A 20,841-nucleotide genomic window follows, 5' to 3' on the forward strand; every position below is an offset into this window, starting at 1 on the left:
GGCTTGCAGCCCCGCGGCGCGGTTGGGCGCTCATCGCTGTGATGCGCAATCCTCAACTTTCACCGGCAGTCGGTATGCCTAGAATTGGGCCTCAACGGCTCACTGCGTTGAGCCGCTTTTCTTTTTCGGAGCACATGAAATGGCATCGATCGAGGCTGCATCGCCCCACACCATGAACACCTACGGCCGGCTGCCGATCGCGTTGTCGCACGGCCAGGGCGTTCGCCTGTGGGACGTGAACGGCCGCGAGTACCTGGACGCGCTGGCCGGCATCGCCGTCAACACCCTGGGCCACAACCACCCCAAGCTGGTGCCGGCGCTGCAGGACCAGGTGGCCAAGTTGATCCACACCTCCAACTACTACCACGTGCCCAACCAGGAGAAGCTCGCCGCCAAGCTGGTGGAGCTGTCCGGCATGAGCAATGTGTTCTTCTGCTCCACCGGGCTGGAGGCCAACGAGGCCGCACTCAAGCTCGCGCGCAAGTACGGGCACGACAAGGGCATCGAGCGGCCCGAAATCGTGGTCTACGAGAAGGCCTTCCACGGGCGCAGCATCGCCACCCTGTCGGCCACCGGCAACGAGAAGGTGCAGAAGGGATTCGGCCCGCTGGTGGAGGGCTTCATCCGCGTGCCGCTGAACGACATCGGGGCCCTGAAGGCGAAGACCGAAGGCAACCGGAATGTCGTCGCCGTGTTCTTCGAGACCATCCAGGGTGAAGGAGGGGTCAACCCGATGCGGGCCGAGTACCTGCGCCAGGTGCGCCAGCTGTGCGACGAGCGCGGCTGGCTGCTGATGATCGACGAGGTGCAGTGCGGCATGGGCCGCACCGGCAAATGGTTCGCGCACCAGTGGGCCGGCATCGTGCCGGACGTGATGCCGCTGGCCAAGGGCCTGGGCTCGGGCGTGCCGATCGGCGCGGTGGTGGCCGGCCCGCGGGCGGCCGGCATCTTCCAGCCGGGCAACCACGGCACCACCTTCGGCGGCAACCCGCTGGCGACGCGGGCGGGCGTCGAGACCATCCGCATCGTGGAAGAAGACGGCCTGCTGGAAAACGCCGAGCGCGTGGGCGGCCGCCTGATGGCTGCGCTCAGGCGCGAATTCGAGGGCCATGCGGGCGTGACCGAGATCCGCGGCCAGGGCCTGATGATCGGCATCGAACTGGCCAAGCCCTGCGGCGTGCTCACGCAGAAGGCGGCGGACAATGGGCTCCTGATCAGCGTGACCGCCGACAACGTGATCCGGCTGGTGCCGGCGCTGATCCTGACCGAGGCCGAAGCCGACGAAATCGTGGCGCGGCTGGTGCCCGTGGTGAAGGACTTCCTGGGCGGATGACCATGGCAGAGATCAAGCACTACCTGCAGTTCAGCGACTTCACGGCCGACGAATACGCCTGGGTGTTCCAGCGCGCGGCCATCATCAAGCGCAAGTTCAAGGCCTACGAGAAGTACCACCCGCTGGCCGACCGCACGCTGGCGATGATCTTCGAGAAGGCATCCACGCGCACCCGCGTGAGCTTCGAGGCCGGCATGTACCAGCTGGGCGGCAGCGTGGTGCACCTGACCACGGGCGACAGCCAGCTGGGCCGCGCCGAACCGATCGAGGACAGCGCCCGGGTGATAAGCCGCATGGTCGACCTGGTGATGATCCGCACCTTCGGCCAGGACAAGATCGAGCGCTTCGCCCGGCATTCGCGCGTGCCGGTGATCAACGGGCTGACCAACGAGTTTCACCCCTGCCAGATCCTGGCCGACATCTTCACTTTCATCGAGCACCGCGGCTCGATCCAGGGCTGCACCGTGGCGTGGGTGGGCGACGGCAACAACATGGCCAACACCTGGCTGCAGGCGGCCGACCTGCTCGGCTTCACCGTGCATGTGGCCACGCCCACCGGCTACGAGGTGGACCAGGCGGTGGCCGGCATCCGCAGCGCGCAGAGCTACAAGGTCTTCAAGGACCCGACCGAGGCCTGCCGCGGCGCCGACCTGGTGACCACCGACGTGTGGACCAGCATGGGCTACGAAGCCGAGAACGAGGCCAGGCGCAAGGCCTTCGCCGACTGGTGCGTGGACCGCGACATGATGCGCGCGGCCAAGCCCGACGCCCTCTTCATGCACTGCCTGCCGGCGCACCGCGGCGAAGAAGTCGAGGCCGAGGTCATCGACGGCCCGCAGTCGGTGGTCTGGGACGAGGCCGAGAACCGGATGCACGTGCAGAAGGCGCTGATGGAGTACCTGCTGCTGGGCCGCGTCTGAGTCTGGGCACGAATGGCTGACCCCTGCCTGGCCTGCGGCGCCTGCTGCGCCAGCTTCCGCGTCGATTTCGCCGTGGAAGAGCTCGCCTGCAACGGCGGCCAGGTGCCCGACGGACTGGCGGTTGAAGTCACCGCGTTCACCAGCCGCATGCGCGGCACCGACCATGCACGGCCGCGCTGCGCGGCGCTGACGGGGCAGCTCGGCCAGCGCGTGGCCTGCGGCATCTACGAGTGGCGGCCATCGCCCTGCCGCGAGTTCCAGGCCGGCAGCAACGCCTGCGATTCCGCGCGGGCGCGCCATGGGCTGGCACCCCTGTCCGACTCGATGCTTTAGGCCTCAAGGATTTTTCGGCGCTGTTGGAATTAACCGACACCACGCCCTGAACCCGCGGCGCACACTTCGCCGCATGAAGCGTCTCTGGGACATTTCCGCGCCGGTGTCTGCGCAGTCGCCGGTGTTTCCGGGCGACACGCCGTACGCCCAGGAATGGTCGGCCAGCCTGGGGCCCGGCTGCCCGGTCAACGTGAGCCGGCTCACGCTCTCGCCGCACGTCGGCTCGCATGCCGATGCGCCGCTGCACTACGACCCGCAAGGCAGGCCGATCGGCGAGCTGGACCTCGATGCCTACATCGGCCCCTGCCGCGTGATCCATGCGATCGGCTGCGGGCCGCTCATCGAGTGGCGCCATCTCGAACACGCCCTCGCCGGCCTGCCGCCGCGGGTGTTGGTGCGCACCTACGCGCGCATGCCGGTGGATCGCTTCGACGAGCAGCTGGCCGGCTTCGCGCCGGACACCATCGAACGGCTCGCCGCGCGCGGCGTGACGCTGGTCGGCCTGGACACCGCCAGCATCGACCCGGCGCCCAGCAAGACGCTGGACAGCCACCAGGTGATCCGCCGGCTCGGCCTGCGCGTGCTGGAGAACCTGGTGCTCGACGACGTGCCCGAGGGCGACTACGAACTGATCGCCCTGCCCCTGAAGCTGATGACGGCCGACGCCTCGCCGGTGCGCGCCGTGCTGCGTGAGTTTTGACCATGACCACCCTCGAAGACTGCCGCGCGCTCGACGGGCAAGACCCGCTGCGCGCCCTGCGCGAGCTGTTCACCATCCCGCCGGAGCTGATCTACCTGGACGGCAATTCGCTGGGCGTGATGCCCAAGGCCGCGCCGGAGCGCGTCGCGCGCGCCGTGACCGAGGAATGGGGTGTCGGGCTGATCCGCTCCTGGAACAGCGCCGGCTGGTACGAGATGCCGCAGCGTCTGGGCGACAAGGTCGCGGGGCTGATCGGCGCGCGGGCCGGCGAAGTAGTGGTGACCGACACGACCTCGATCAACCTGTACAAGGTGCTCAGCGCCGCCCTCAAGGTCGCCCGGCGGCACTCGACCGGGCGCAGCGTGGTGGTGAGCGAGCGCAGCAACTTCCCGACCGACCTGTACATCGCCCAGGCGCTGTGCAAGGAACAGGGCTGCGAACTGCACCTGGTGGAGGACGAAGACGTCGAAGCCGCGATGGCGGACGACGTCGCGGTCCTGATGCTCACGCAAGTGAACTACCGCACGGGTGCGCTGCATGACATGCGCGCCGTCACGCAAGCGGCGCATGCGGCGGGCGTGCTGGTGGTCTGGGACCTCGCGCACAGCGCCGGCGCCGTGCCGGTGGACCTGCACCAGGCCGATGCCGACTTCGCGATCGGCTGCGGCTACAAGTACCTCAATGGCGGACCCGGCGCGCCGGCCTTCGTCTGGGTCCACTCGCGCCACCGTGACGAATTCGAGCAGCCCCTGGCGGGCTGGTGGAGCCATGCCGCGCCCTTCGAGTTCACGCCCGACTACCGGCCCGCGGCGGGCATCGCGCGCTACCTGTGCGGAACGCAGCCGGTGCTCAGCCTGGTGGCCCTGGAATGCGGGCTCGATACGATGCTGGCGGCCGAACCCCTGGGCGGCATGGCGGCGCTGCGGCGCAAGTCGCTGGCGCTCACCGACCTGTTCATCCGCCTGGTCGAGGAGCGCTGCGCCGGCCACGGCCTGGGCCTGGCCACGCCGCGCGACCATGGGCGGCGCGGCTCGCAAGTCTGCCTCACGCGCAGCGAGGGCGCTCACGCGATCGTGCAGGCGCTCATCGCGCGCGGCGTGATTGGCGACTTCCGCGCCGGCGACGCGCGCCAGCCCGACATCCTGCGCTTCGGCTTCACACCCTTGTACATCGGCTTCGAGGACGTTTGGAACGCAGTCGAGCAGCTCAAGCAGGTGTTGGACAGCGGCGAATGGCAGCGGCCCGAGTTCCACCAGAAACAGGCGGTGACCTGAGATGACTTCCAATTCGCGTCCCGAAGACATCGTGCGCCGGGAGGGCGCGCAGCTGGACTTCAGCCGCTCCATGAGCTACGGCGACTACCTGCAGCTGGACAAGATCCTGAACGCGCAGCAGCCGCTCTCGCCCGACCACAACGAGATGCTGTTCATCATCCAGCACCAGACCAGCGAGCTGTGGATGAAGCTGATGCTGCACGAGCTGCGCGCGGCGATTTCCGCGGTGGCGCGCGACGAGCTGGGCAGCGCCTTCAAGATGCTGGCGCGGGTGTCGCGCATCATGGAGCAGCTGGTGCACGCCTGGGACGTGCTGGCCACCATGACGCCGCCCGAGTACAGCGCGATCCGCCCCTACCTCGGCGCCTCCAGCGGCTTCCAGAGCGCGCAGTACCGCTGCATCGAGTTCGCGCTGGGCAACAAGAATCCCGAGATGCTCAAGCCGCATGCCCACCGGCCCGACCTGCTGGCGCAGGTGCAGTCGGCCTACGAATCGCCCTCGCTGTACGACGAAGCGCTGCGCCTGCTGGCGGCGCGCGGCTTTCCAGTGCCGGCCTCGCACACCGAGCGCGACTGGACACGGCCCTACGAAGAGAACGCGCAGGTCGAGCAGGTCTGGCTGTCGGTCTACCGCGCCCCGCAGCAGCACTGGGACCTGTACCAGCTGGGCGAGGAACTCACCGACCTGGAGGACGCCTTCCGGCTCTGGCGCTTCCGGCACGTCACCACGGTGGAGCGCGTGATCGGCTTCAAGCGCGGCACCGGCGGCACGGGTGGCGTGAGCTATCTGCGCAAGATGCTGGATGTGGTGTTGTTTCCGGAAATCTGGAAACTGCGGACGGATCTCTAGCGAGCGACCGTCCGCCCCCGCCCCCCTCCGGGGGAGGGCTGGGGTGGGGGCGTTACTTGCCGCCAAGCGCCCCCATCCCTGCCTTCCCCCGAAGGGGAAGGAGAAATACAGGCTACCGCCCGTACAGCCACGGCTGGTCGAGCAGGCGCTCGCCAAGCAGCCGAAGGGACAGGTCGCGGCCCCATTGCACGAGGCCGCCGGCATGGAAGATGAAGGCGTTGCGGCGGGCGTGCGCCTGCACGCGGGCACAGCGCTTCCAGCGGCTGTCGGCGTAGCGCTGCAAGGCGGCGGGGATGGCGCGGGCATCGCCGCCTTGCAACTGGCCGCCCAGTTCCGCCGCATCCTCGATCGCCATGCCCGCGCCCTGGGCCAGGTAGGGCAGCATCGGATGGGCGGCGTCGCCCAGCAGCGCGATGCGGCCGCGCGCCATCTCGCGCGCGGAGGCGACGGGGTCGCGGTCGTGCAGGGCCCACAGCCGCCATCCGGGCAAGGCTTCGATCAGGGCCTGCAGTACGGCGTCCACCGGGCCCATGGCCTGGCGCAGGTCGGCCGCGGTGCCGCGCTGGTCCCAGTCCTGCGGCAGTGCGCCGCGAAGGGAGGACTCGACGATCGCCACCACGTTCAGGAACTCCCCGCCACGCACCGGATAGCACACGACATGCATGCGCGGTCCCAGCCACACGGTCACGTCGGCCGTGCGCAGTTGCTGCGGCAGTGAAGCCAGGGGCGCCAGCGCGCGATACGCGAGGTGGCCGGTGGCGCGCGCCGCCGCATCGCCCGCCACCTGCGCGCGCAGGCGGCTCCACACGCCGTCGGCGGCGACCAGGGCGTCGGCACTGAGCTCGCGCCCGCCCGCGAGCGCGGCGATGCTTTCGCCGCGGTCTTCGGCGCGCGACACCCGCGCATTCAGCTCCAGGCCCACCTCCGCCTGCTGCGCCGCGCGCAGCAGCAGGTCCTGCAGGTCGGCGCGATGGATCGTGAGGTAGGGCGAGCCGTAGCGCCGCAGGAACTCGTCGCCGAGCGCCATGCTCGCCACCTCCTCGCCGCTGGCGGCGCTGCGCACGCGCAACTGCGCGGGGGCGGCCGCGACACGCAGCGTGTCGCGCTCCAGTCCCCAGCGCCACAGCAGCCGCGTGGCATTGGGACCGAGCTGGATGCCCGCGCCCACCTCGCTGAAGGCCGCAGCCTGCTCGAGCACGCGCACCCGGCACTGGGCGCGAGCGCAGGCCAGGGCGGCGGCGAGTCCGCCGATGCCGCCGCCCGCGATCAGGATCTCAGCTGCCATGGGCACGGATTGTGCCCCTGACGCGCTTCCCCGAGATCAGGCCCCGGCAAGCAACTGACGCAGCACAAAGGGCAGGATGCCGCCGTGGCGGTAGTAGTCCACCTCGATCGGCGTGTCGATGCGCAGGGTGACCGTGCGCTCCTCGCGGCCGTCGGCGCGGGTGATGACCAGCCGGGCTTCGCTTTGCGGACGCAGCTGCGGATCGGGGATCACGTCCACCAGCTCGCTGCCGTCCAGGCCCAGCGACTGCCAGCTGTCGTTGCCCTGGAACTGCAGCGGCAGCACGCCCATGCCCACCAGGTTGCTGCGGTGGATCCGCTCGAAGCTGCGCGCGACCACGGCGCGGATGCCCAGCAGCTGCGTGCCCTTGGCCGCCCAGTCGCGCGAGGAGCCGGTGCCGTATTCCTCGCCAGCGAAGATCACGGTCGGGCGGCCTTCGGCGATGTACTTCATGGCCGCGTCGTAGATGAACATCTTCTCCGCGTTGCCGTTGGCGTCGCGGTAGATGGTGACGCCGCCCTCCTCGCGCGAGCCGTCCGCCTTGGCCGGGATCATGAGGTTCTTGATGCGCACATTGGCGAAGGTGCCGCGCATCATCACTTCGTGGTTGCCGCGGCGTGAACCGTAGCTGTTGAAGTCGGGCTTGGCCACCCCGTGCGCCAGCAGCCACTTGCCGGCCGGCGAGCTCTCCTTGATGGAACCCGCCGGGGAAATGTGGTCGGTGGTGATCGAGTCGCCGAACAGGGCCATGACGCGCGCGCCGCGCACTTCGACCTTCTTGCTTCCCGCCGCATCGGCGGCGGCCAGCGCGAAACCCTCGAAGAACGGCGGCTGCGCGATGTAGGTGCTGGCGGGCCAGTTGTAGGTCTCGCCGCTGACGCCATGAATGCCTTGCCACAGCGCGCCGGGGTCGCTCTTGACCCGGCCGTAGTTCTCCCGGTAGGCCTCGCCATCCAGCGCGTACTTCATCAGCTTGTGGATCTCGTCGCTGGTGGGCCAGATGTCGCCGAGGTACACGTCCCTGCCGCCGCGCCCCTTGCCCACCGGTTCGGTCATGAGGTCGCGCAGAACCGTGCCGGCGATCGCGTAGGCCACCACCAGCGGCGGGCTGGCCAGGAAGTTGGCCTTGATGTTCGGGTGGATGCGCGCCTCGAAGTTGCGGTTGCCCGACAGCACGGCGGCGCACACCAGGTCGCTCTTGGAGATCGCCTCGTTGATCTCCGGCGCCAGGTCGCCCGAATTGCCGATGCAGGTGGTGCAGCCGTAGCCGACCACCGCGAAGCCGAGTTGCTCCAGGTAGGGCAGCAGGCCCGAGCGCTGGTAGTACTCGGTGACGATGCGCGATCCGGGCCCCAGCGAGGTCTTCACGTGCGGCTGCACGCGCAGGCCCGCCTCCACCGCCTTCTTGGCCAGCAGGCCCGCGGCCAGCAGCACGCCGGGGTTGGAGGTGTTGGTGCAGCTGGTGATGGCGGCGATCAGCACGTCGCCATGGCCGATGCTCACGGGGAGCACCTCGATCTCGGGCGGCGCAGCTTCGGCCAGCGCCGCCTCGCGGGTCGGCTTGTTCCCCTCCATCTCCATCAGGGAGCGCTCGGCGGCCGGCGGCGTCGGCGGCGCGGCCGGCACCTTGGTGTCACGCTCCTGCCCGGCGAAATGAACCTGGTGCCGCGTGAGCAGCACTTCGGCCGGCTCGTTGAAGCCGTTTTCGGTGGCCGGCTTGCTGAACAGGTCCTTGAAGGTGCTGGCGACCTCGCCCAGCTCGATGCGGTCCTGCGGCCGCTTGGGGCCCGACAGGCTGGGCGTCACCTGGCCCAGGTCCAGGCGCACCACCTGCGAATAGTCGATCTGGCCGGCCATCGGCACCCCGAACATGCCCTGCGCCTTGAAGTAGGCCTCGATGGCGGCGATCTGCTGCTTGTCGCGCCCGGTACCGCGGTAGTAGTCCATGGTCTTGTCGTCAACCGGGAAGAAGCCCATCGTCGCGCCGTATTCCGGCGCCATGTTGCCGATGGTGGCGCGGTCGGGCACGGCCAGCGTGCGTGTGCCTTCGCCGAAGAACTCGACGAACTTGCCCACCACCTTGTGCTGCCTCAGGATCTGCGTCACCGTGAGCACCAGGTCGGTGGCGGTGCAGCCCTCGCGCAGCCGTCCGGTGAGCTCGAAGCCCACCACGTCGGGTGTCAGGAAATACACCGGCTGGCCCAGCATGGCGGCTTCGGCCTCGATGCCGCCCACGCCCCAGCCCACCACGCCGATACCGTTGATCATGGTCGTGTGGCTGTCGGTGCCAACCAGCGAATCCGGATAGAACACGCCGCCTGGCGTGACATGCACCCCGCGCGCCAGGTATTCCAGGTTGACCTGGTGGACGATGCCGAACCCGGGCGGCACCACGCCGAAGGTCTTGAAGGCCTGCATCCCCCACTTCATGAATTCGTAGCGTTCGCGGTTGCGCTGGAATTCCAGCCGCATGTTCAGGTCCAGCGACTCGTGGCTGCCGTAGTGGTCGACCATGATCGAGTGGTCCACCACCAGGTCCACCGGCACCAGCGGCTCGACCGCGCCCGGCGGCTTGCCCAGGCGGGCGGCGACGCTTCGCATCGCGGCCAGGTCCGCCAGCAGCGGCACGCCGGTGAAGTCCTGCAGCACCACGCGGGCGACCACGAAGGGGATTTCTTCGGTGCGCTCGGCCTGGGGCGACCAGTTCGCGACCTGCCGCACGTGCTCGGCGGTCACCTTCTTGCCGTCGCAATTGCGCAGCACCGACTCGAGCACGATGCGCATCGAGAGGGGCAGGCGCTCGATCCGAGGGTACTTGCGCGCCAGTTCAGGCAGCGAGAAGAAGCTGCCGCTCTTGCCGGCGCCGGCCTTGAATGTCTTGAGGGTGTTCTCGAAGGCGTGGGGCATCTCGACCTCGAAAGGGGTGGAATGGGTCCGGCGGTCATTGTGCCGCCGGGCGCCCGCCCTTGGGGAGGCCCGGGAAACGCCCCCGCCCTACTCTGCTTGGGGCAGGTAGCGAACGGCGAGCACGCCCTCGATGGCCTTGAGCGCGGCCATCACGCGGTCGCTCACCGGGCTGTCCACGTCCACCAGCGTGTAGGCCATGTCGCCGCGCGACTTGTTGACCATGTTGTGGATGTTCAGGCCCGCCTGGGCCATGGCCGTGGAGATCTGGCCCAGCATGTTGGGCACGTTGGCATTGGCGATCGCCACCCGGAAGCGCGATTCGCGCTCCATCGCGACATTGGGGAAGTTCACCGCGTTGGCGACATTGCCGTGCTCGAGGTAGTCGCGCAGCTGGTCCGCGACCATCACGGCGCAGTTCTCCTCGGCCTCGCGCGTGGACGCGCCCAGGTGAGGCAGCGCCACCACCCGCGGATGGCGCAGGATGGCCGGCCCCGGAAAATCGCACACGTACCAGCTGAGCTGGGCATCGAGCGCGGCCAGCACGGCGGCGTCGTTCACCACGCCTTCGCGCGAAAAGTTCAGCAGCACCGCGCCTTTCCGCAAAAGCCCGATGTTTTTCTGGTTGACCAGGTCGCGCGTGGCATCGACCAGTGGCACGTGCAGGGTCACGAAATTCGCGCTGCGGAGCACCTCGGCCACGCTGGCGGCCTTCTTCACCTGCGCCGGCAGGCTCCAGGCGGCGTCCACCGTGATCTCGGGGTCGTGGCCGAGCACGTTCATGCCCAGCTTGATCGCCGCATCCGCGACCAGGCAGCCGATCTTGCCCAGGCCGACGATGCCCAGCGTCTGGCCGGCGAGCTCGGAGCCGGCGAAATTCTTCTTGCCATCCTCGACCAGCGTGTCCAGGTCCTGGGCGGCCGGGTCGAGCTGCCCAACGAAGCGCTGCGCCGGCGCCAGGTTGCGCGCGGCGATCAGCATGCCGGCCAGCACCAGTTCCTTCACCGCATTGGCGTTGGCGCCGGGCGCGTTGAAGACGGGGACGCCGCGCGCACTCATGGCCTTGACCGGGATGTTGTTGGTGCCGGCGCCGGCGCGGCCGATGGCCTTGACGCTGGCGGGAATCTCCATGCCGTGCATGTCGGCCGAACGAACCAGCACCGCATCCGGCTCGGCGACGTCCTTGCCGGCCACGTAGCGCTCCGCCGGCAGGCGCTGCAGACCCTTCTGGGAAATCTGGTTGAGGACCAGGACCCGGAAGGGCTGGTTATCCATGCTGGGCCTCGAACTCTTTCATGTAGGCCACCAGCGCCTTGACGCCTTCGACCGGCATGGCGTTGTAGATGGAAGCGCGCATGCCGCCGACCGAGCGGTGGCCCTTGAGCTGGATCATGCCCTTGGCCTGCGCGCCCTTGAGGAAGGCCTCGTCCAGCGCGTCGTCCTTGAGCTTGAAGGGCACGTTCATCAGCGAGCGGGCCTCGCGCGCCACCGGGCTGCGGTAGAAGCGGCTCTCGTCGAGGTAGTCGTAGAGGATCGCGGCCTTGGCCTGGTTGTGCGCCTCCATCGCCTTCAGGCCGCCCTGCGCCTTGATGTACTTGAACACCAGGCCCGCGATGTAGATCGCATAGGTGGGCGGGGTGTTGTACATGGAGTCGGCTTCCGCCTGTGTCTGGTAGTTGAAGGCCGAGGGGCAGATGGGCAGCGCATGGCCGATCAGGTCATCGCGCACCACCACCAGCGTCAGGCCCGAGGGCCCCATGTTCTTCTGCGCCCCGGCGTAGATGAGGCCGTAGCGGCTCACGTCGATCGGGCGCGACATGATGTCGGAAGACATGTCGGCCACCAGCGGCACGGCCCCGGTGTCCGGCGTCCAGTGGTACTGCACGCCGCCGATGGTCTCGTTCGAGCAGATGTGCACATAGGAAGCCTCCGGGTCCAGCTTCCACTCGGACTGCTTCGGGATGGCGGTGAAATGGCTGGCTTCGCCGGAGGCGGCGGCGTTGACCTTGCCATAGCTCTTGGCTTCCTTGGCCGACTTCTTGGACCAGTCGCCGGTCACCACATAGTCGGCCTTGCCGGTCTTGCCGATCAGGTTCATGGGCACGATGGCGTTTTCGCCGATCGCGCCGCCCTGCATGAACAGCACCTTGTAGTTGGAGGGCACGCCCAGCAGTTCACGCACCAGCGCCTCGGCCTCGGCATGGATGGAGATGAATTCCTTGCCGCGATGGCTCATCTCCATCACCGACATGCCGCTGCCGTGCCAGTCGAGCATTTCCTCGGCGGCCTGGCGCAGCACGGCTTCGGGCAGGGTAGCGGGTCCGGGGCTGAAATTGAAGACGCGTGTCATGGGGGCTCTGTTCTCTCTGGGTGCGGTGATTCAAGCAGCAGCGTGGCGCTGGCGCTTTGATGCTGCACAGCATACAAGAAAGAAAAAGCCCCCAAGGGCGGGGTCAGGCCCAGCCGGCCGGGGTGGCGCGCCTGAGGCCCAGCCACTGCAACTCGCCCAGCACCAGCACCGTGGCGGCCTGCGCGGCGACCCACGCCTGCCCCAGCGCGCCGGGCATGACCCAGGAACCCGCCAGCAAGGCAATGCAGGCGGCGCCCCAGGCGAAATTACCCGCGATGAACAGGCCCACCATCGGGCGCGATACCGGTTCGCGGGTCGCCACCAGGCCGACCACCAGCGCGTAGGCGAGCAGGAACAGGCCAGTACCCGAGAGCAGCGCGGGCGGCAGGCGCAGCAGTTCCGCCAGCGGTTCGCCGAGCAAGGTCTGGGCGGCGCCGGTGGCCAGGCAGGAGGCGGCATCGGCCAGCAGCACGTTCCGCAGGAATCGGGGCGAGGAGAAGATCGACATGGTGGGCTCCTTGGGTTGCGAAGTGGCCCCATGATTCGGCGGCCCCGGCACCATGTCGATGACCTGGCAGGTAATGGCCGGACGCCGGTCGCGGCTCTACCATCACGCCATGGACACCGCGACGCCCACCTCTCGCCACGCCATCCCGCCCGGCTTCGGCGATCACTTGCGGCACTGGCGGCAGCACCGCCGCCTTTCCCAGCTCGATCTCGCGCAGCAGGCCGACATCTCCACGCGGCACCTGAGCTTCGTCGAGACCGGCCGCTCCGTGCCCTCGCGCGAAATGGTGCTGCGCCTGGCCGAGCGCCTGGAGGTGCCGCTGCGCGAACGCAATGCCCTGCTGGTCGCCGCAGGCTACGCGCCCATGTACCGCGAGCGGCCGCTGGACGACCCGGCGCTCGCGCCCGCGCGGCGCGCGGTGGAATTGATCCTGAAAAGCCACGAGCCGTGCCTGGCGCTGGCGGTCGACCGCCACTGGAACCTGGTGGCGGCCAATCGCATGCTGCCGCACCTGCTCACCGGCGCGGATGCGTCGCTGCTCAAGCCGCCGGTCAACGTGCTGCGGCTGTCGCTGCACCCGCTGGGCCTGGCGCCGAAGATCGTCAACCTGGTGCAGTGGCGCGCCCACCTGTTCGAGCGGCTGCGGCAGCAGGTCGGCGCCACTGGCGACGCCCGGCTTGCGGAACTGCTGGATGAACTGCGAGCCCTGCCCCTGCCCGAAGGCACGCAGGACGTGCGCCTGGAAGGCGAGCACCTCGGCGTCGCCATGCCATTCCAGTTCCGCTCGAGCTTGGGGGTGCTGAGCTTCATCAGCACCACGACCATCTTCGGCACCCCGATTGACGTGACCCTGCAGGAACTGGCCCTGGAAACCTTCTTTCCCGCCGACGACAAGACCGCCGAGGCTTTGCGCCAGCTGGCGGCCGCCTGACCCATCGGCGCGGCTGTCGGCGCCGTCGCACAAGCATCCCGGCCCCCGGACGACGGCCCGGCCGGCGCTCGGGCCCGAGCATGTGCGTGGCTTCAGGGAGCATGCCGTGACCACATCGCCCGATCCGCACAAGAAGCTCTGGGACCTGATCAAGCACATGCGCTTCGGCATGTTGACGCACAGCCATCCCGGCGGCCTGCTGCACGCCCACCCGCTGACGACACAGAACAAGTCGCTGGAGCCGGACATGGCGCTGTACTTCTTCGTCTCGAAGAAGACCGAGCTGGGCAAGCGCCTGCGCGCCGATGGCAACGTCAACGTCGCCTATGCCGACCCGCGGAAGGACACCTACGTCTCGGTGTCGGGCCAGGCCAGCATCAGCGAGGACCAGCGCCTCAAGGAGCATCTGTTCAACGCGCTGTCCCGGGCCTGGTTCCCGGGCGGGGCCGGCGACCCCGACCTGGAGCTGGTGCAGGTCAAGATCGCCTACGCCGAGTACTGGGACATCACGGAAAGCAAGACCACGCAGCTGTTCAAGCTGGCCACGGCCGCGGTCACCGGGCACCCGCCGCAGCTGGGCGAGCACCGGCAGTTGCAGGCGCATTGAGGGCCCCGCCGCCCCGTCCCGCAAGATGTGGCCAAATGCCACGGATTCTGGGGGACTCAAGATGACCATTTCCGTGATCCGCGACCGGTCGCACCGGATGAAGCATGTCGTGCACGTGCGCCAGCATTCGTTCGCGGTCGATGAACCTGTCGCGAACGGCGGGGAAGACCTGGGCATCAACGCCCACGAGGCCTACGACAGCGCGCTGGGCACCTGCAAGGCCATGACGGTGCTGTGGTATGCCAACCGCAAGCAGATCCCACTGGAGGACATCCGCGTGGCCGTCGAGCGCGACGACAGCCAGGAGCGCCAGGGAACCTACCGCCTGCGCGTGACGCTGGAATTCACCGGCCCCTTGAGCGACGCGCAGCGGCGCGAGCTGCTCTCCGTCGCCGAGCGCTGCCCGGTCCACAAGCTGATGACGCAGGTCAAGACCGAGATCGTCACAGAGCTGGCGCCGATGGAGCCAACTCCAGCTCCATGAACTTCAGCTGCGGCCCAGACGGCACGATCCGGGTCGGGTTGATCTGCGTGTGGCTCATGTAGTAGTGCCGCTTGATATGGTCCATGTCGACCGTGGCCGCGACGCCCGGGACCTGGTAGAGCGTGCGCAGCAGGCGCGAGAGCTGCGGGAAGTCCTCGATGCGATTGCGGTTGCACTTGAAGTGGCCGAAGTACACGGCATCGAAGCGCACCAGCGTGGTGAACAGCCGCCAGTCGGCCTCGGTCCATGAATCGCCGGTCAGCCAGCCCTGCTGGCCAAGGTCGGATTCGACCCGGTCCAGCGCCGAGAACAGGCGCTCGTAGGCGCGCTCGTACGCACCCTGCTCGGTGGCGAACCCGCAGCGGTACACCCCGTTGTTGATGTTGTCGTAGACGAAGGCATTGACCTCGTCGATCCGTGGCCGCCGGCCGGCGGGATAGAGGTCCACGCCGGTCCGGGCGAGCGCCGCGAAGGCCTCGTTGAACATGCGCAGGATCTCGCTGGATTCGTTGTTGACGATGGTGTGGGTCTGCCTGTCCCAGAGCACCGGCACGGTCACCCGGCCGCTGTAGGCCGGATCGGCATGCGCATAGAGCTGGTGCAGGTACTGGAAGCCATGCAGGTGATCCGGCAACGCCTCGCTGAAGTGCCAGCCCTGCGTCATGACGGGTTCCACCACCGAGACCGAAACGAGGTCCTCCAGCCCCTTCAGCACGCGCGCGATCAGCGTGCGATGCGCCCACGGACAGGCGAGCGACACGTACAGGTGGTAGCGCCCGGCCTGCGCGGGGTAGCCGCTGGAGCCGTCGGCGGTGATCCAGTGGCGGAATGCCGAAGCGGTCCGCACGAACTCGCCGCGCGTCTTGTGCGTGTCGTACCAGCCCTCGCGCCACTGGCCCTTGTCGAGATAACCGCTCATGACAGCCTCCAACCAGGGCCATGGTATCGACCCGCGTTGCCCATCAGGCCGGGCGAGAAAAAGAAAAGGCCCCCCGAGCCGATTGGCTCAGGGGGCTTGGCTGATGCGCTCCCACGCCCGTCCTCCCCGGAGGAGGCTGGGGGGGAGCGGCCCTGGCTATTACGCCGTCACCGCATCTGCCACGCTCTTGAAGTCCTCGATCTGGTCGAAGTTCATGTACTGGTAGATTTTGTCGCCGTTGGCGTTGATGACGCCGATGTCGGCCATGTACTCGGCCTTCGTCGGGATCTTGCCGAGCTTGGAGCAGATCGAAGCGAGCTCGGCGGAGCCGAGGTAGACGTTGCTGTTCTTGCCCAGGCGGTTCGGGAAGTTGCGGGTGGACGTGGAGAACACGGTCGCGCCCTCCTTCACCTGCGCCTGGTTGCCCATGCACAGCGAGCAGCCGGGCATTTCCATGCGCGCACCGGCGCTGCCGAGCACGCCGTAGTGGCCTTCCTCGGTCAGCTGGCGCTGGTCCATCTTGGTCGGCGGCGCCACCCACAGCTTGACCGGGATGTCGCGCTTGCCTTCCAGCAGCTTGGACGCGGCGCGGAAGTGGCCGATGTTGGTCATGCACGAGCCGATGAACACCTCGTCGATCTTGGCGCCGGCCACGTCGGACAGGGTCTTCACGTCGTCCGGGTCGTTCGGGCAGGCCACGATGGGCTCGTGGATCTGCGCCAGGTCGATCTCGATCACGGCGGCGTATTCAGCGTCGGCGTCGCCCTTCAGCAGCTGCGGGTTCTTCAGCCAGGCTTCCTGCGCGGCGATGCGGCGCGCCAGCGTGCGCGCGTCGGCGTAGCCGTTGGCGATCATCCACTTCATCAGCGTGATGTTGCTGTTGATGTACTCGATGATCGGTTCCTTGTTCAGGTGCACCGTGCAGCCGGCGGCCGAGCGCTCGGCCGAGGCGTCGGACAGCTCGAAGGCCTGTTCCACCTTGAGGTCGGGCAGGCCCTCGATCTCGAGGACGCGGCCGGAGAAGATGTTCTTCTTGCCCTTCTTCTCCACCGTCAGCAGGCCCTGCTTGATCGCGTACAGGGGGATGGCGTTGACCAGGTCACGCAGTGTGACGCCCGGCTGCATCTTGCCCTTGAAGCGCACCAGCACCGATTCGGGCATGTCCAGCGGCATCACGCCAGTGGCGGCGGCGAAGGCCACCAGGCCGGAGCCGGCCGGGAAGGAAATGCCGATCGGGAAGCGCGTGTGCGAATCGCCGCCCGTGCCGACGGTGTCGGGCAGCAGGAAGCGGTTGAGCCATGAGTGGATCACGCCGTCGCCCGGGCGCAGCGCGATGCCGCCGCGGTGCGAGATGAAATCCGGCAGCTCGTGGTGCATCTTCACGTCCACCGGCTTCGGATACGCCGCGGTGTGGCAGAAGGACTGCATCACCAGGTCGGCCGAGAAGCCCAGGCAGGCCAGGTCTTTCAGCTCGTCGCGGGTCATCGGGCCGGTGGTGTCCTGAGAACCCACCGAGGTCATCTTCGGCTCGCAGTAGGTGCCGGGACGGATGCCCTGGCCTTCGGGCAGGCCGCAGGCGCGGCCGACCATCTTCTGCGCCAGCGTGAAGCCCTTGCCCGAGTCCTTGGGCGCCTGCGGCAGGCGGAACAGGGTGGAAGGCGGCAGGCCCAGCGCCTCGCGCGCCTTGCCCGTCAGGCCGCGCCCGACGATCAACGGAATGCGGCCGCCGGCGCGCACCTCATCGAACAGCACGTCGCTCTTGACCTGGAAGGTGGAGATGACTTCGCCGTTCTTGAGCGCCTTGCCTTCGTAGGGACGCAGCTCGATGACGTCGCCCATTTCCATCTTGCCCACGTCGAGCTCGATGGGCAGCGCGCCCGCGTCTTCCATGGTGTTGTAGAAGATCGGCGCGATCTTGCTGCCCAGGCAGACGCCGCCGAAGCGCTTGTTCGGCACGAAGGGGATGTCCTCGCCGGTCCACCACAGCACGCTGTTGGTGGCCGACTTGCGCGAAGAGCCGGTGCCCACGACGTCGCCGACGTAGGCCACCGGGTTGCCCTTGGCCGTGAGCTCGTCGAGGAACTTGACCGGGCCGCGCTTGCCGTCCTCTTCGGGCTGGAAGGACGCGCCCTCGCGCTTGTTCTTCAGCATGGCGAGCGCGTGCAGCGGGATGTCGGGGCGGCTCCAGGCGTCGGGCGCCGGCGACAGGTCGTCCGTGTTGGTTTCGCCCGGGACCTTGAACACCGTCACCTTCAGGCTTTGCGGCACTTCGGGACGGCTGGTGAACCACTCGGCCTCGGCCCAGCTCTTGAGCACGGCCTGAGCGTTGGCGTTGCCCTTGTCGGCCTTGTCCTTGACGTCGTGGAACTGATCGAACATCAGCAGCGTCTTCTTCAGGCCGTCGGCCGCGACCTGGCCCACCTCGGCGTCGTCCAGCAGGTCGATCAGCGGGCTGATGTTGTAGCCGCCCAGCATGGTGCCCAGCAGCTCGGTCGCCTTCGCGCGGCTGATCAGCGCGCACTTCTCGGTGCCGTGCGCCACCGCGGCCAGGTAGCTGGCCTTGACCTTGGCGGCATCGTCCACACCGGCCGGTACGCGGTGCGTGATCAGGTCAACCAGCATCTCGCCCTTGGCGGCGCCGGGGTTCTTCAGCAGCTCGATCAGTTCCGCGGTCTGCTTGGCCGACAGCGGCAACGGCGGAATGCCCAGGGCAGCGCGCTCGGCAACGTGGTCAAGGTAGGTTTGCAGCATGGTTTTCTCCAACGATTCTTCGGATGGTTTGGAAACGCGCCTACTTCTGCGTGGCAGCGGCGGGCAGCGGGTCGAGGATGCTGGGGGCCGGGTTCTTCTTCAGCGCTTCGGCGACGGCCATCTGGCCCGGGCTCTGGCATTCGTCGGCCAGGCGCCGGCCCACCTTCTGGCTCATCAGCATGGACTTGTTGGCCAGCTGCAGCCACATCGCGCCGGCGACCGGGTCTTCCAGTCGCACCGCGCCGGTGCGGCTGTCCACCGGATGCATGCGGAAGCGATGCGCGCCGGTGCGGACGATGAAGAAGCCTTCGCGCTTGTGCGGCGTGACGTGCACCGTGGCGCCGAGCTCGCAGCGCATCTCGCCGGTGTGGACCTGCTTGGCGGTCTCGAGGTTCTCGGGCGTGAGCTTGATCGACGGGTCATCGTCGACGGGAGTGGCTTCTTCCGCCGTCTTGGGCACCTGCTGGCCGCCGCGCTTCTTGATGGTGGCCGCTTGCGAGGCCGGCTTGGCCGGCGCGCTGGTTTGTGCCAGCACGAGGGCAGGACCTGCAAGCAGCAACGCGGCAACGAGTTTCTTCGACATGTAGTCTCCGTGGGTTCTTATGGGCGCAGGGCCTGGAACCAGGCCTGCACTTCCTGGGGCAGCTTCCTCCCGGTCCGGTGCGCCCTCTCCAGCACCTGCCAGTAGTAGCGGTAGCTCGCCCTGTCCTCCAGTTTTCCCTCGAAGCTGATCGGCGCCCACTGGGCGGCCGCCGCGGCGACGAGGATTTTTGTCGCGGTTTCAATCTCGCCTTCGCCCGGTGCGAAGACCTCGACGATGGTGCGGATCTGGTCCGGGTGGATGCTCCACATCCGGGTGTACCCCAGCTCGCGCGAGGCGCGGCGGGCCGCGCCGGCGAAGGCCTCGCGGTTCCTGAACTCGGTCACCACCCCGTGCGAGGGCACCTTGCCGCTGGCATGGCAGGCCGACGCGATCTCCAGCTTGGCGCGCACCACCAGCGGGTGCGTGAACTGGCCGTCGATGCCCATGCCCTCGGAGGGAATGGCCCCGCCGTGCGCGGACACGAAATCCATCAGCCCGAAGCTGAGCGACTGCACGCGTGGGTGGGCCGCGATGTCGAAGGCGCGATGCACCGCGCCCGGCGATTCGATCAGGGCTTGCACCGGCAGGTGGTGCGCGTCCACCGCGTCCAGCGCCGCGCAGGCACGCTCGATGTCCTGCACCGACTCCACCTTGGGCAGCATCACGTGGCACAGCTTGTGGCCCGCCTTGCCGGCGATGATGGCGATGTCCTGCTCGAAGGTGGCGTGGTCCACCGGATGCACGCGCACGGCCACGCGCTGCTTGTCGCTGGCCAGCGAGGCCAGCGCCACCACCAGCGCCGCGTGCTCGGCTTCGCCGCCCACCGGCGCGCCGTCCTCGCAATCCAGCGTCACGTCGAAGACGCAGGCGCCGAACTCCTCGATCATCTCGGCCTGCAACTGCAGGCTCTTGCGCATCCGGGCCTCGACGCCGCTGTAGTGGTCGCACACGGGCAGCGCGATCGCGCCGCCCTGTGCGCCCATCAGGATGTCGCGGGGATGGGGCGCAGCCGCCATCAAAGCAGGTGGGCGACGCCCGCTTGTTCGTCCGTCAGTTCCTTCAGGGTCTTGTTGATGCGTTCCTGGCTGAACTCGTCGATCGGCAGGCCCTTGATGATCTCGTACTTGCCGTTGGCGGTGGTGACGGGGAAGCCGAACATCACGTCCTTCGGGATGCCGTAGTCGCCGTTGGACGGCACGCCCATGGTCACCCACTTGCCGTTGGTGCCCAGCGCCCAGTCGCGCATGTGGTCGATCGCGGCGTTGGCGGCCGACGCGGCCGAGGACAGGCCGCGCGCGTCGATGATGGCGGCGCCGCGCTTGCCCACGGTGGGCAGGAACACGTCGGCGTTCCAGACCTGGTCGTTGATCAGGTCCTTGACCGCCTTGCCGCCCACGGTGGCGAAACGGTAGTCGGCGTACATGGTGGGCGAGTGGTTGCCCCACACCACCATCTTCTCGATGTCGCCGACCCGGGTGCCGGTCTTGGCCGCGACCTGCGACAGCGCGCGGTTGTGGTCCAGGCGCAGCATGGCGGTGAAGTTCTCGCGCGGCAGGCTGGGCGCGCTCTTCATCGCGATGTAGGCGTTGGTGTTGGCGGGATTGCCGACCACCAGCACCTTGACGTTGCGCGAGGCCGCCTTGTCCAGGGCCTTGCCCTGGGCGGTGAAGATCTGGGCGTTGGCGGCCAGCAGGTCGGCACGCTCCATGCCGGGGCCGCGCGGGCGGGCACCCACCAGCAGCGCGTAGTCGGTGTCCTTGAAGCCGGTGTTCGGGTCACCGTGCGCTTCCATGCCGACCAGCAGCGGGAAGGCGCAGTCTTCCAGCTCCATCATCACGCCCTTGAGCGCCTTCTGGGCTTTCTCATCGGGAATTTCCAGCAGCTGCAGGATCACCGGCTGGTCCTTGCCCAGCATCTCGCCCGACGCAATGCGGAACAGGAGGGCGTAACCGATTTGACCCGCGGCGCCAGTAACAGCAACGCGGACGGGCTTCTTGCTCATGGGGAATCTCCGAAAGGAAGTTGGCGAAAGGTTCGGCTGGGCGACGCGCGCGCCGGGCGCCATGCGCTGCCCATGCGGTGCCGGACAGCGCGGAAGTGTACCCGCGA

At 68.2% G+C, this 20,841-nt stretch carries 19 protein-coding genes; 9 read left to right on the plus strand and 10 right to left on the minus strand.

Annotated elements, in window-relative coordinates:
* The first annotated feature begins 139 nt into the window (after positions 1–139).
* From UC35_RS03075 to kynA, 6 genes are all read left to right on the plus strand, one after another.
* Positions 140–1,333, plus strand: coding sequence for an aspartate aminotransferase family protein (locus UC35_RS03075; RefSeq protein ID WP_061496072.1), 1,194 nt, complete (start codon positions 140–142; stop codon positions 1,331–1,333).
* Positions 1,334–1,335: 2 nt separating this feature from the next.
* Positions 1,336–2,253, plus strand: a complete 918-nt coding sequence (gene argF, locus UC35_RS03080; RefSeq protein ID WP_061503655.1) for an ornithine carbamoyltransferase — start codon at positions 1,336–1,338, stop codon at positions 2,251–2,253.
* A gap of 12 nt (positions 2,254–2,265) precedes the next feature.
* Entirely contained in the window at positions 2,266–2,586 is a 321-nt protein-coding gene (locus UC35_RS03085; protein WP_061496074.1) for a YkgJ family cysteine cluster protein, read from the plus strand.
* Between the two features lie 73 nt (positions 2,587–2,659).
* Positions 2,660–3,286 (plus strand): arylformamidase, encoded by a 627-nt coding sequence (kynB, locus tag UC35_RS03090; protein WP_061496076.1) that lies wholly within the window; start codon positions 2,660–2,662, stop codon positions 3,284–3,286.
* A gap of 2 nt (positions 3,287–3,288) precedes the next feature.
* A complete protein-coding gene (gene kynU, locus UC35_RS03095; RefSeq protein ID WP_061496078.1) occupies positions 3,289–4,560 on the plus strand; it encodes a kynureninase in 1,272 nt (423 codons plus the stop codon).
* A gap of 1 nt (position 4,561) precedes the next feature.
* Entirely contained in the window at positions 4,562–5,410 is an 849-nt protein-coding gene (gene kynA, locus UC35_RS03100; protein WP_061496080.1) for a tryptophan 2,3-dioxygenase, read from the plus strand.
* Between the two features lie 112 nt (positions 5,411–5,522).
* Here kynA and UC35_RS03105 read toward each other — a convergent pair whose 3' ends face one another.
* From UC35_RS03105 to UC35_RS03125, 5 genes are all read right to left on the minus strand, one after another.
* Complete coding sequence (locus tag UC35_RS03105) at positions 5,523–6,695, minus strand: FAD-dependent monooxygenase (RefSeq protein WP_061496082.1); 1,173 nt, start codon at positions 6,693–6,695, stop codon at positions 5,523–5,525.
* A 36-nt stretch (positions 6,696–6,731) separates the two neighbouring features.
* Entirely contained in the window at positions 6,732–9,602 is a 2,871-nt protein-coding gene (locus UC35_RS03110) for an aconitate hydratase (RefSeq protein WP_061496084.1), read from the minus strand.
* Between the two features lie 87 nt (positions 9,603–9,689).
* The gene (locus UC35_RS03115; protein ID WP_061496086.1) at positions 9,690–10,874 is read right to left on the minus strand and encodes a phosphoglycerate dehydrogenase; all 1,185 of its coding nucleotides are present in this window, start codon (positions 10,872–10,874) and stop codon (positions 9,690–9,692) included.
* On the minus strand, positions 10,867–11,949 hold the full coding sequence (gene serC, locus UC35_RS03120; RefSeq protein ID WP_061496088.1) for a 3-phosphoserine/phosphohydroxythreonine transaminase: 1,083 nt from the start codon (positions 11,947–11,949) through the stop codon (positions 10,867–10,869). The genes UC35_RS03115 and serC overlap by 8 nt, the downstream gene beginning before the upstream one ends.
* A 103-nt stretch (positions 11,950–12,052) precedes the next feature.
* Positions 12,053–12,457, minus strand: coding sequence for a hypothetical protein (locus UC35_RS03125; RefSeq protein WP_061496091.1), 405 nt, complete (start codon positions 12,455–12,457; stop codon positions 12,053–12,055).
* 109 nt (positions 12,458–12,566) lie between these two features.
* Here UC35_RS03125 and UC35_RS03130 point away from each other — a divergent pair, with 109 nt between their 5' ends.
* The 3 genes from UC35_RS03130 to UC35_RS03140 all read left to right on the plus strand — a co-directional run bounded on the left by UC35_RS03130 (position 12,567) and on the right by UC35_RS03140 (position 14,479).
* Complete coding sequence (locus UC35_RS03130; RefSeq protein WP_061496093.1) at positions 12,567–13,388, plus strand: helix-turn-helix domain-containing protein; 822 nt, start codon at positions 12,567–12,569, stop codon at positions 13,386–13,388.
* Between the two features lie 106 nt (positions 13,389–13,494).
* Complete coding sequence (locus tag UC35_RS03135) at positions 13,495–13,995, plus strand: pyridoxamine 5'-phosphate oxidase family protein (RefSeq protein ID WP_082792588.1); 501 nt, start codon at positions 13,495–13,497, stop codon at positions 13,993–13,995.
* Positions 13,996–14,056: 61 nt separating this feature from the next.
* A complete protein-coding gene (locus tag UC35_RS03140) occupies positions 14,057–14,479 on the plus strand; it encodes an OsmC family protein (RefSeq protein WP_061496096.1) in 423 nt (140 codons plus the stop codon).
* On the opposite strand, the gene UC35_RS03145 is transcribed toward UC35_RS03140, so the two are convergent.
* The 5 genes from UC35_RS03145 to UC35_RS03165 all read right to left on the minus strand — a co-directional run bounded on the left by UC35_RS03145 (position 14,439) and on the right by UC35_RS03165 (position 20,734).
* Positions 14,439–15,398, minus strand: a complete 960-nt coding sequence (locus UC35_RS03145; RefSeq protein WP_061496098.1) for a glutathione S-transferase family protein — start codon at positions 15,396–15,398, stop codon at positions 14,439–14,441. The genes UC35_RS03140 and UC35_RS03145 overlap by 41 nt on opposite strands.
* Before the next feature lie 159 nt (positions 15,399–15,557).
* Positions 15,558–18,149 carry a bifunctional aconitate hydratase 2/2-methylisocitrate dehydratase gene (gene acnB, locus UC35_RS03150; protein WP_061496100.1) on the minus strand — a complete coding sequence of 864 codons (2,592 nt, stop codon included), beginning with the start codon at positions 18,147–18,149 and terminating at the stop codon, positions 15,558–15,560.
* 40 nt (positions 18,150–18,189) lie between these two features.
* Positions 18,190–18,732 (minus strand): hypothetical protein, encoded by a 543-nt coding sequence (locus UC35_RS03155; RefSeq protein WP_061496102.1) that lies wholly within the window; start codon positions 18,730–18,732, stop codon positions 18,190–18,192.
* Positions 18,733–18,749: 17 nt separating this feature from the next.
* Positions 18,750–19,748 carry an HpcH/HpaI aldolase/citrate lyase family protein gene (locus UC35_RS03160; protein ID WP_061496104.1) on the minus strand — a complete coding sequence of 333 codons (999 nt, stop codon included), beginning with the start codon at positions 19,746–19,748 and terminating at the stop codon, positions 18,750–18,752.
* The gene (locus tag UC35_RS03165; RefSeq protein ID WP_061496105.1) at positions 19,748–20,734 is read right to left on the minus strand and encodes a malate dehydrogenase; all 987 of its coding nucleotides are present in this window, start codon (positions 20,732–20,734) and stop codon (positions 19,748–19,750) included. The genes UC35_RS03160 and UC35_RS03165 overlap by 1 nt, the downstream gene beginning before the upstream one ends.
* Positions 20,735–20,841 lie beyond the last annotated feature (107 nt).

The organism is Ramlibacter tataouinensis, assembly GCF_001580455.1.
Lineage (GTDB): Bacteria > Pseudomonadota > Gammaproteobacteria > Burkholderiales > Burkholderiaceae_C > Ramlibacter > Ramlibacter tataouinensis_B.

Excerpts from the sequence above, each read along its gene's own strand:
- UC35_RS03075 (WP_061496072.1), top strand. The coding sequence starts at position 140 with ATGGCATCGATCGAGGCTGCATCGCCCCACACCATGAACACCTACGGC.
- argF (WP_061503655.1), top strand. The coding sequence starts at position 1,336 with ATGGCAGAGATCAAGCACTACCTGCAGTTCAGCGACTTCACGGCCGAC.
- UC35_RS03085 (WP_061496074.1), top strand. The coding sequence starts at position 2,266 with ATGGCTGACCCCTGCCTGGCCTGCGGCGCCTGCTGCGCCAGCTTCCGC.
- kynB (WP_061496076.1), top strand. The coding sequence starts at position 2,660 with ATGAAGCGTCTCTGGGACATTTCCGCGCCGGTGTCTGCGCAGTCGCCG.
- kynU (WP_061496078.1), top strand. The coding sequence starts at position 3,289 with ATGACCACCCTCGAAGACTGCCGCGCGCTCGACGGGCAAGACCCGCTG.
- kynA (WP_061496080.1), top strand. The coding sequence starts at position 4,562 with ATGACTTCCAATTCGCGTCCCGAAGACATCGTGCGCCGGGAGGGCGCG.
- UC35_RS03105 (WP_061496082.1), bottom strand. The coding sequence starts at position 6,695 with ATGGCAGCTGAGATCCTGATCGCGGGCGGCGGCATCGGCGGACTCGCC.
- UC35_RS03110 (WP_061496084.1), bottom strand. The coding sequence starts at position 9,602 with ATGCCCCACGCCTTCGAGAACACCCTCAAGACATTCAAGGCCGGCGCC.
- UC35_RS03115 (WP_061496086.1), bottom strand. The coding sequence starts at position 10,874 with ATGGATAACCAGCCCTTCCGGGTCCTGGTCCTCAACCAGATTTCCCAG.
- serC (WP_061496088.1), bottom strand. The coding sequence starts at position 11,949 with ATGACACGCGTCTTCAATTTCAGCCCCGGACCCGCTACCCTGCCCGAA.
- UC35_RS03125 (WP_061496091.1), bottom strand. The coding sequence starts at position 12,457 with ATGTCGATCTTCTCCTCGCCCCGATTCCTGCGGAACGTGCTGCTGGCC.
- UC35_RS03130 (WP_061496093.1), top strand. The coding sequence starts at position 12,567 with ATGGACACCGCGACGCCCACCTCTCGCCACGCCATCCCGCCCGGCTTC.
- UC35_RS03140 (WP_061496096.1), top strand. The coding sequence starts at position 14,057 with ATGACCATTTCCGTGATCCGCGACCGGTCGCACCGGATGAAGCATGTC.
- UC35_RS03145 (WP_061496098.1), bottom strand. The coding sequence starts at position 15,398 with ATGAGCGGTTATCTCGACAAGGGCCAGTGGCGCGAGGGCTGGTACGAC.
- acnB (WP_061496100.1), bottom strand. The coding sequence starts at position 18,149 with ATGCTGCAAACCTACCTTGACCACGTTGCCGAGCGCGCTGCCCTGGGC.
- UC35_RS03155 (WP_061496102.1), bottom strand. The coding sequence starts at position 18,732 with ATGTCGAAGAAACTCGTTGCCGCGTTGCTGCTTGCAGGTCCTGCCCTC.
- UC35_RS03160 (WP_061496104.1), bottom strand. The coding sequence starts at position 19,748 with ATGGCGGCTGCGCCCCATCCCCGCGACATCCTGATGGGCGCACAGGGC.
- UC35_RS03165 (WP_061496105.1), bottom strand. The coding sequence starts at position 20,734 with ATGAGCAAGAAGCCCGTCCGCGTTGCTGTTACTGGCGCCGCGGGTCAA.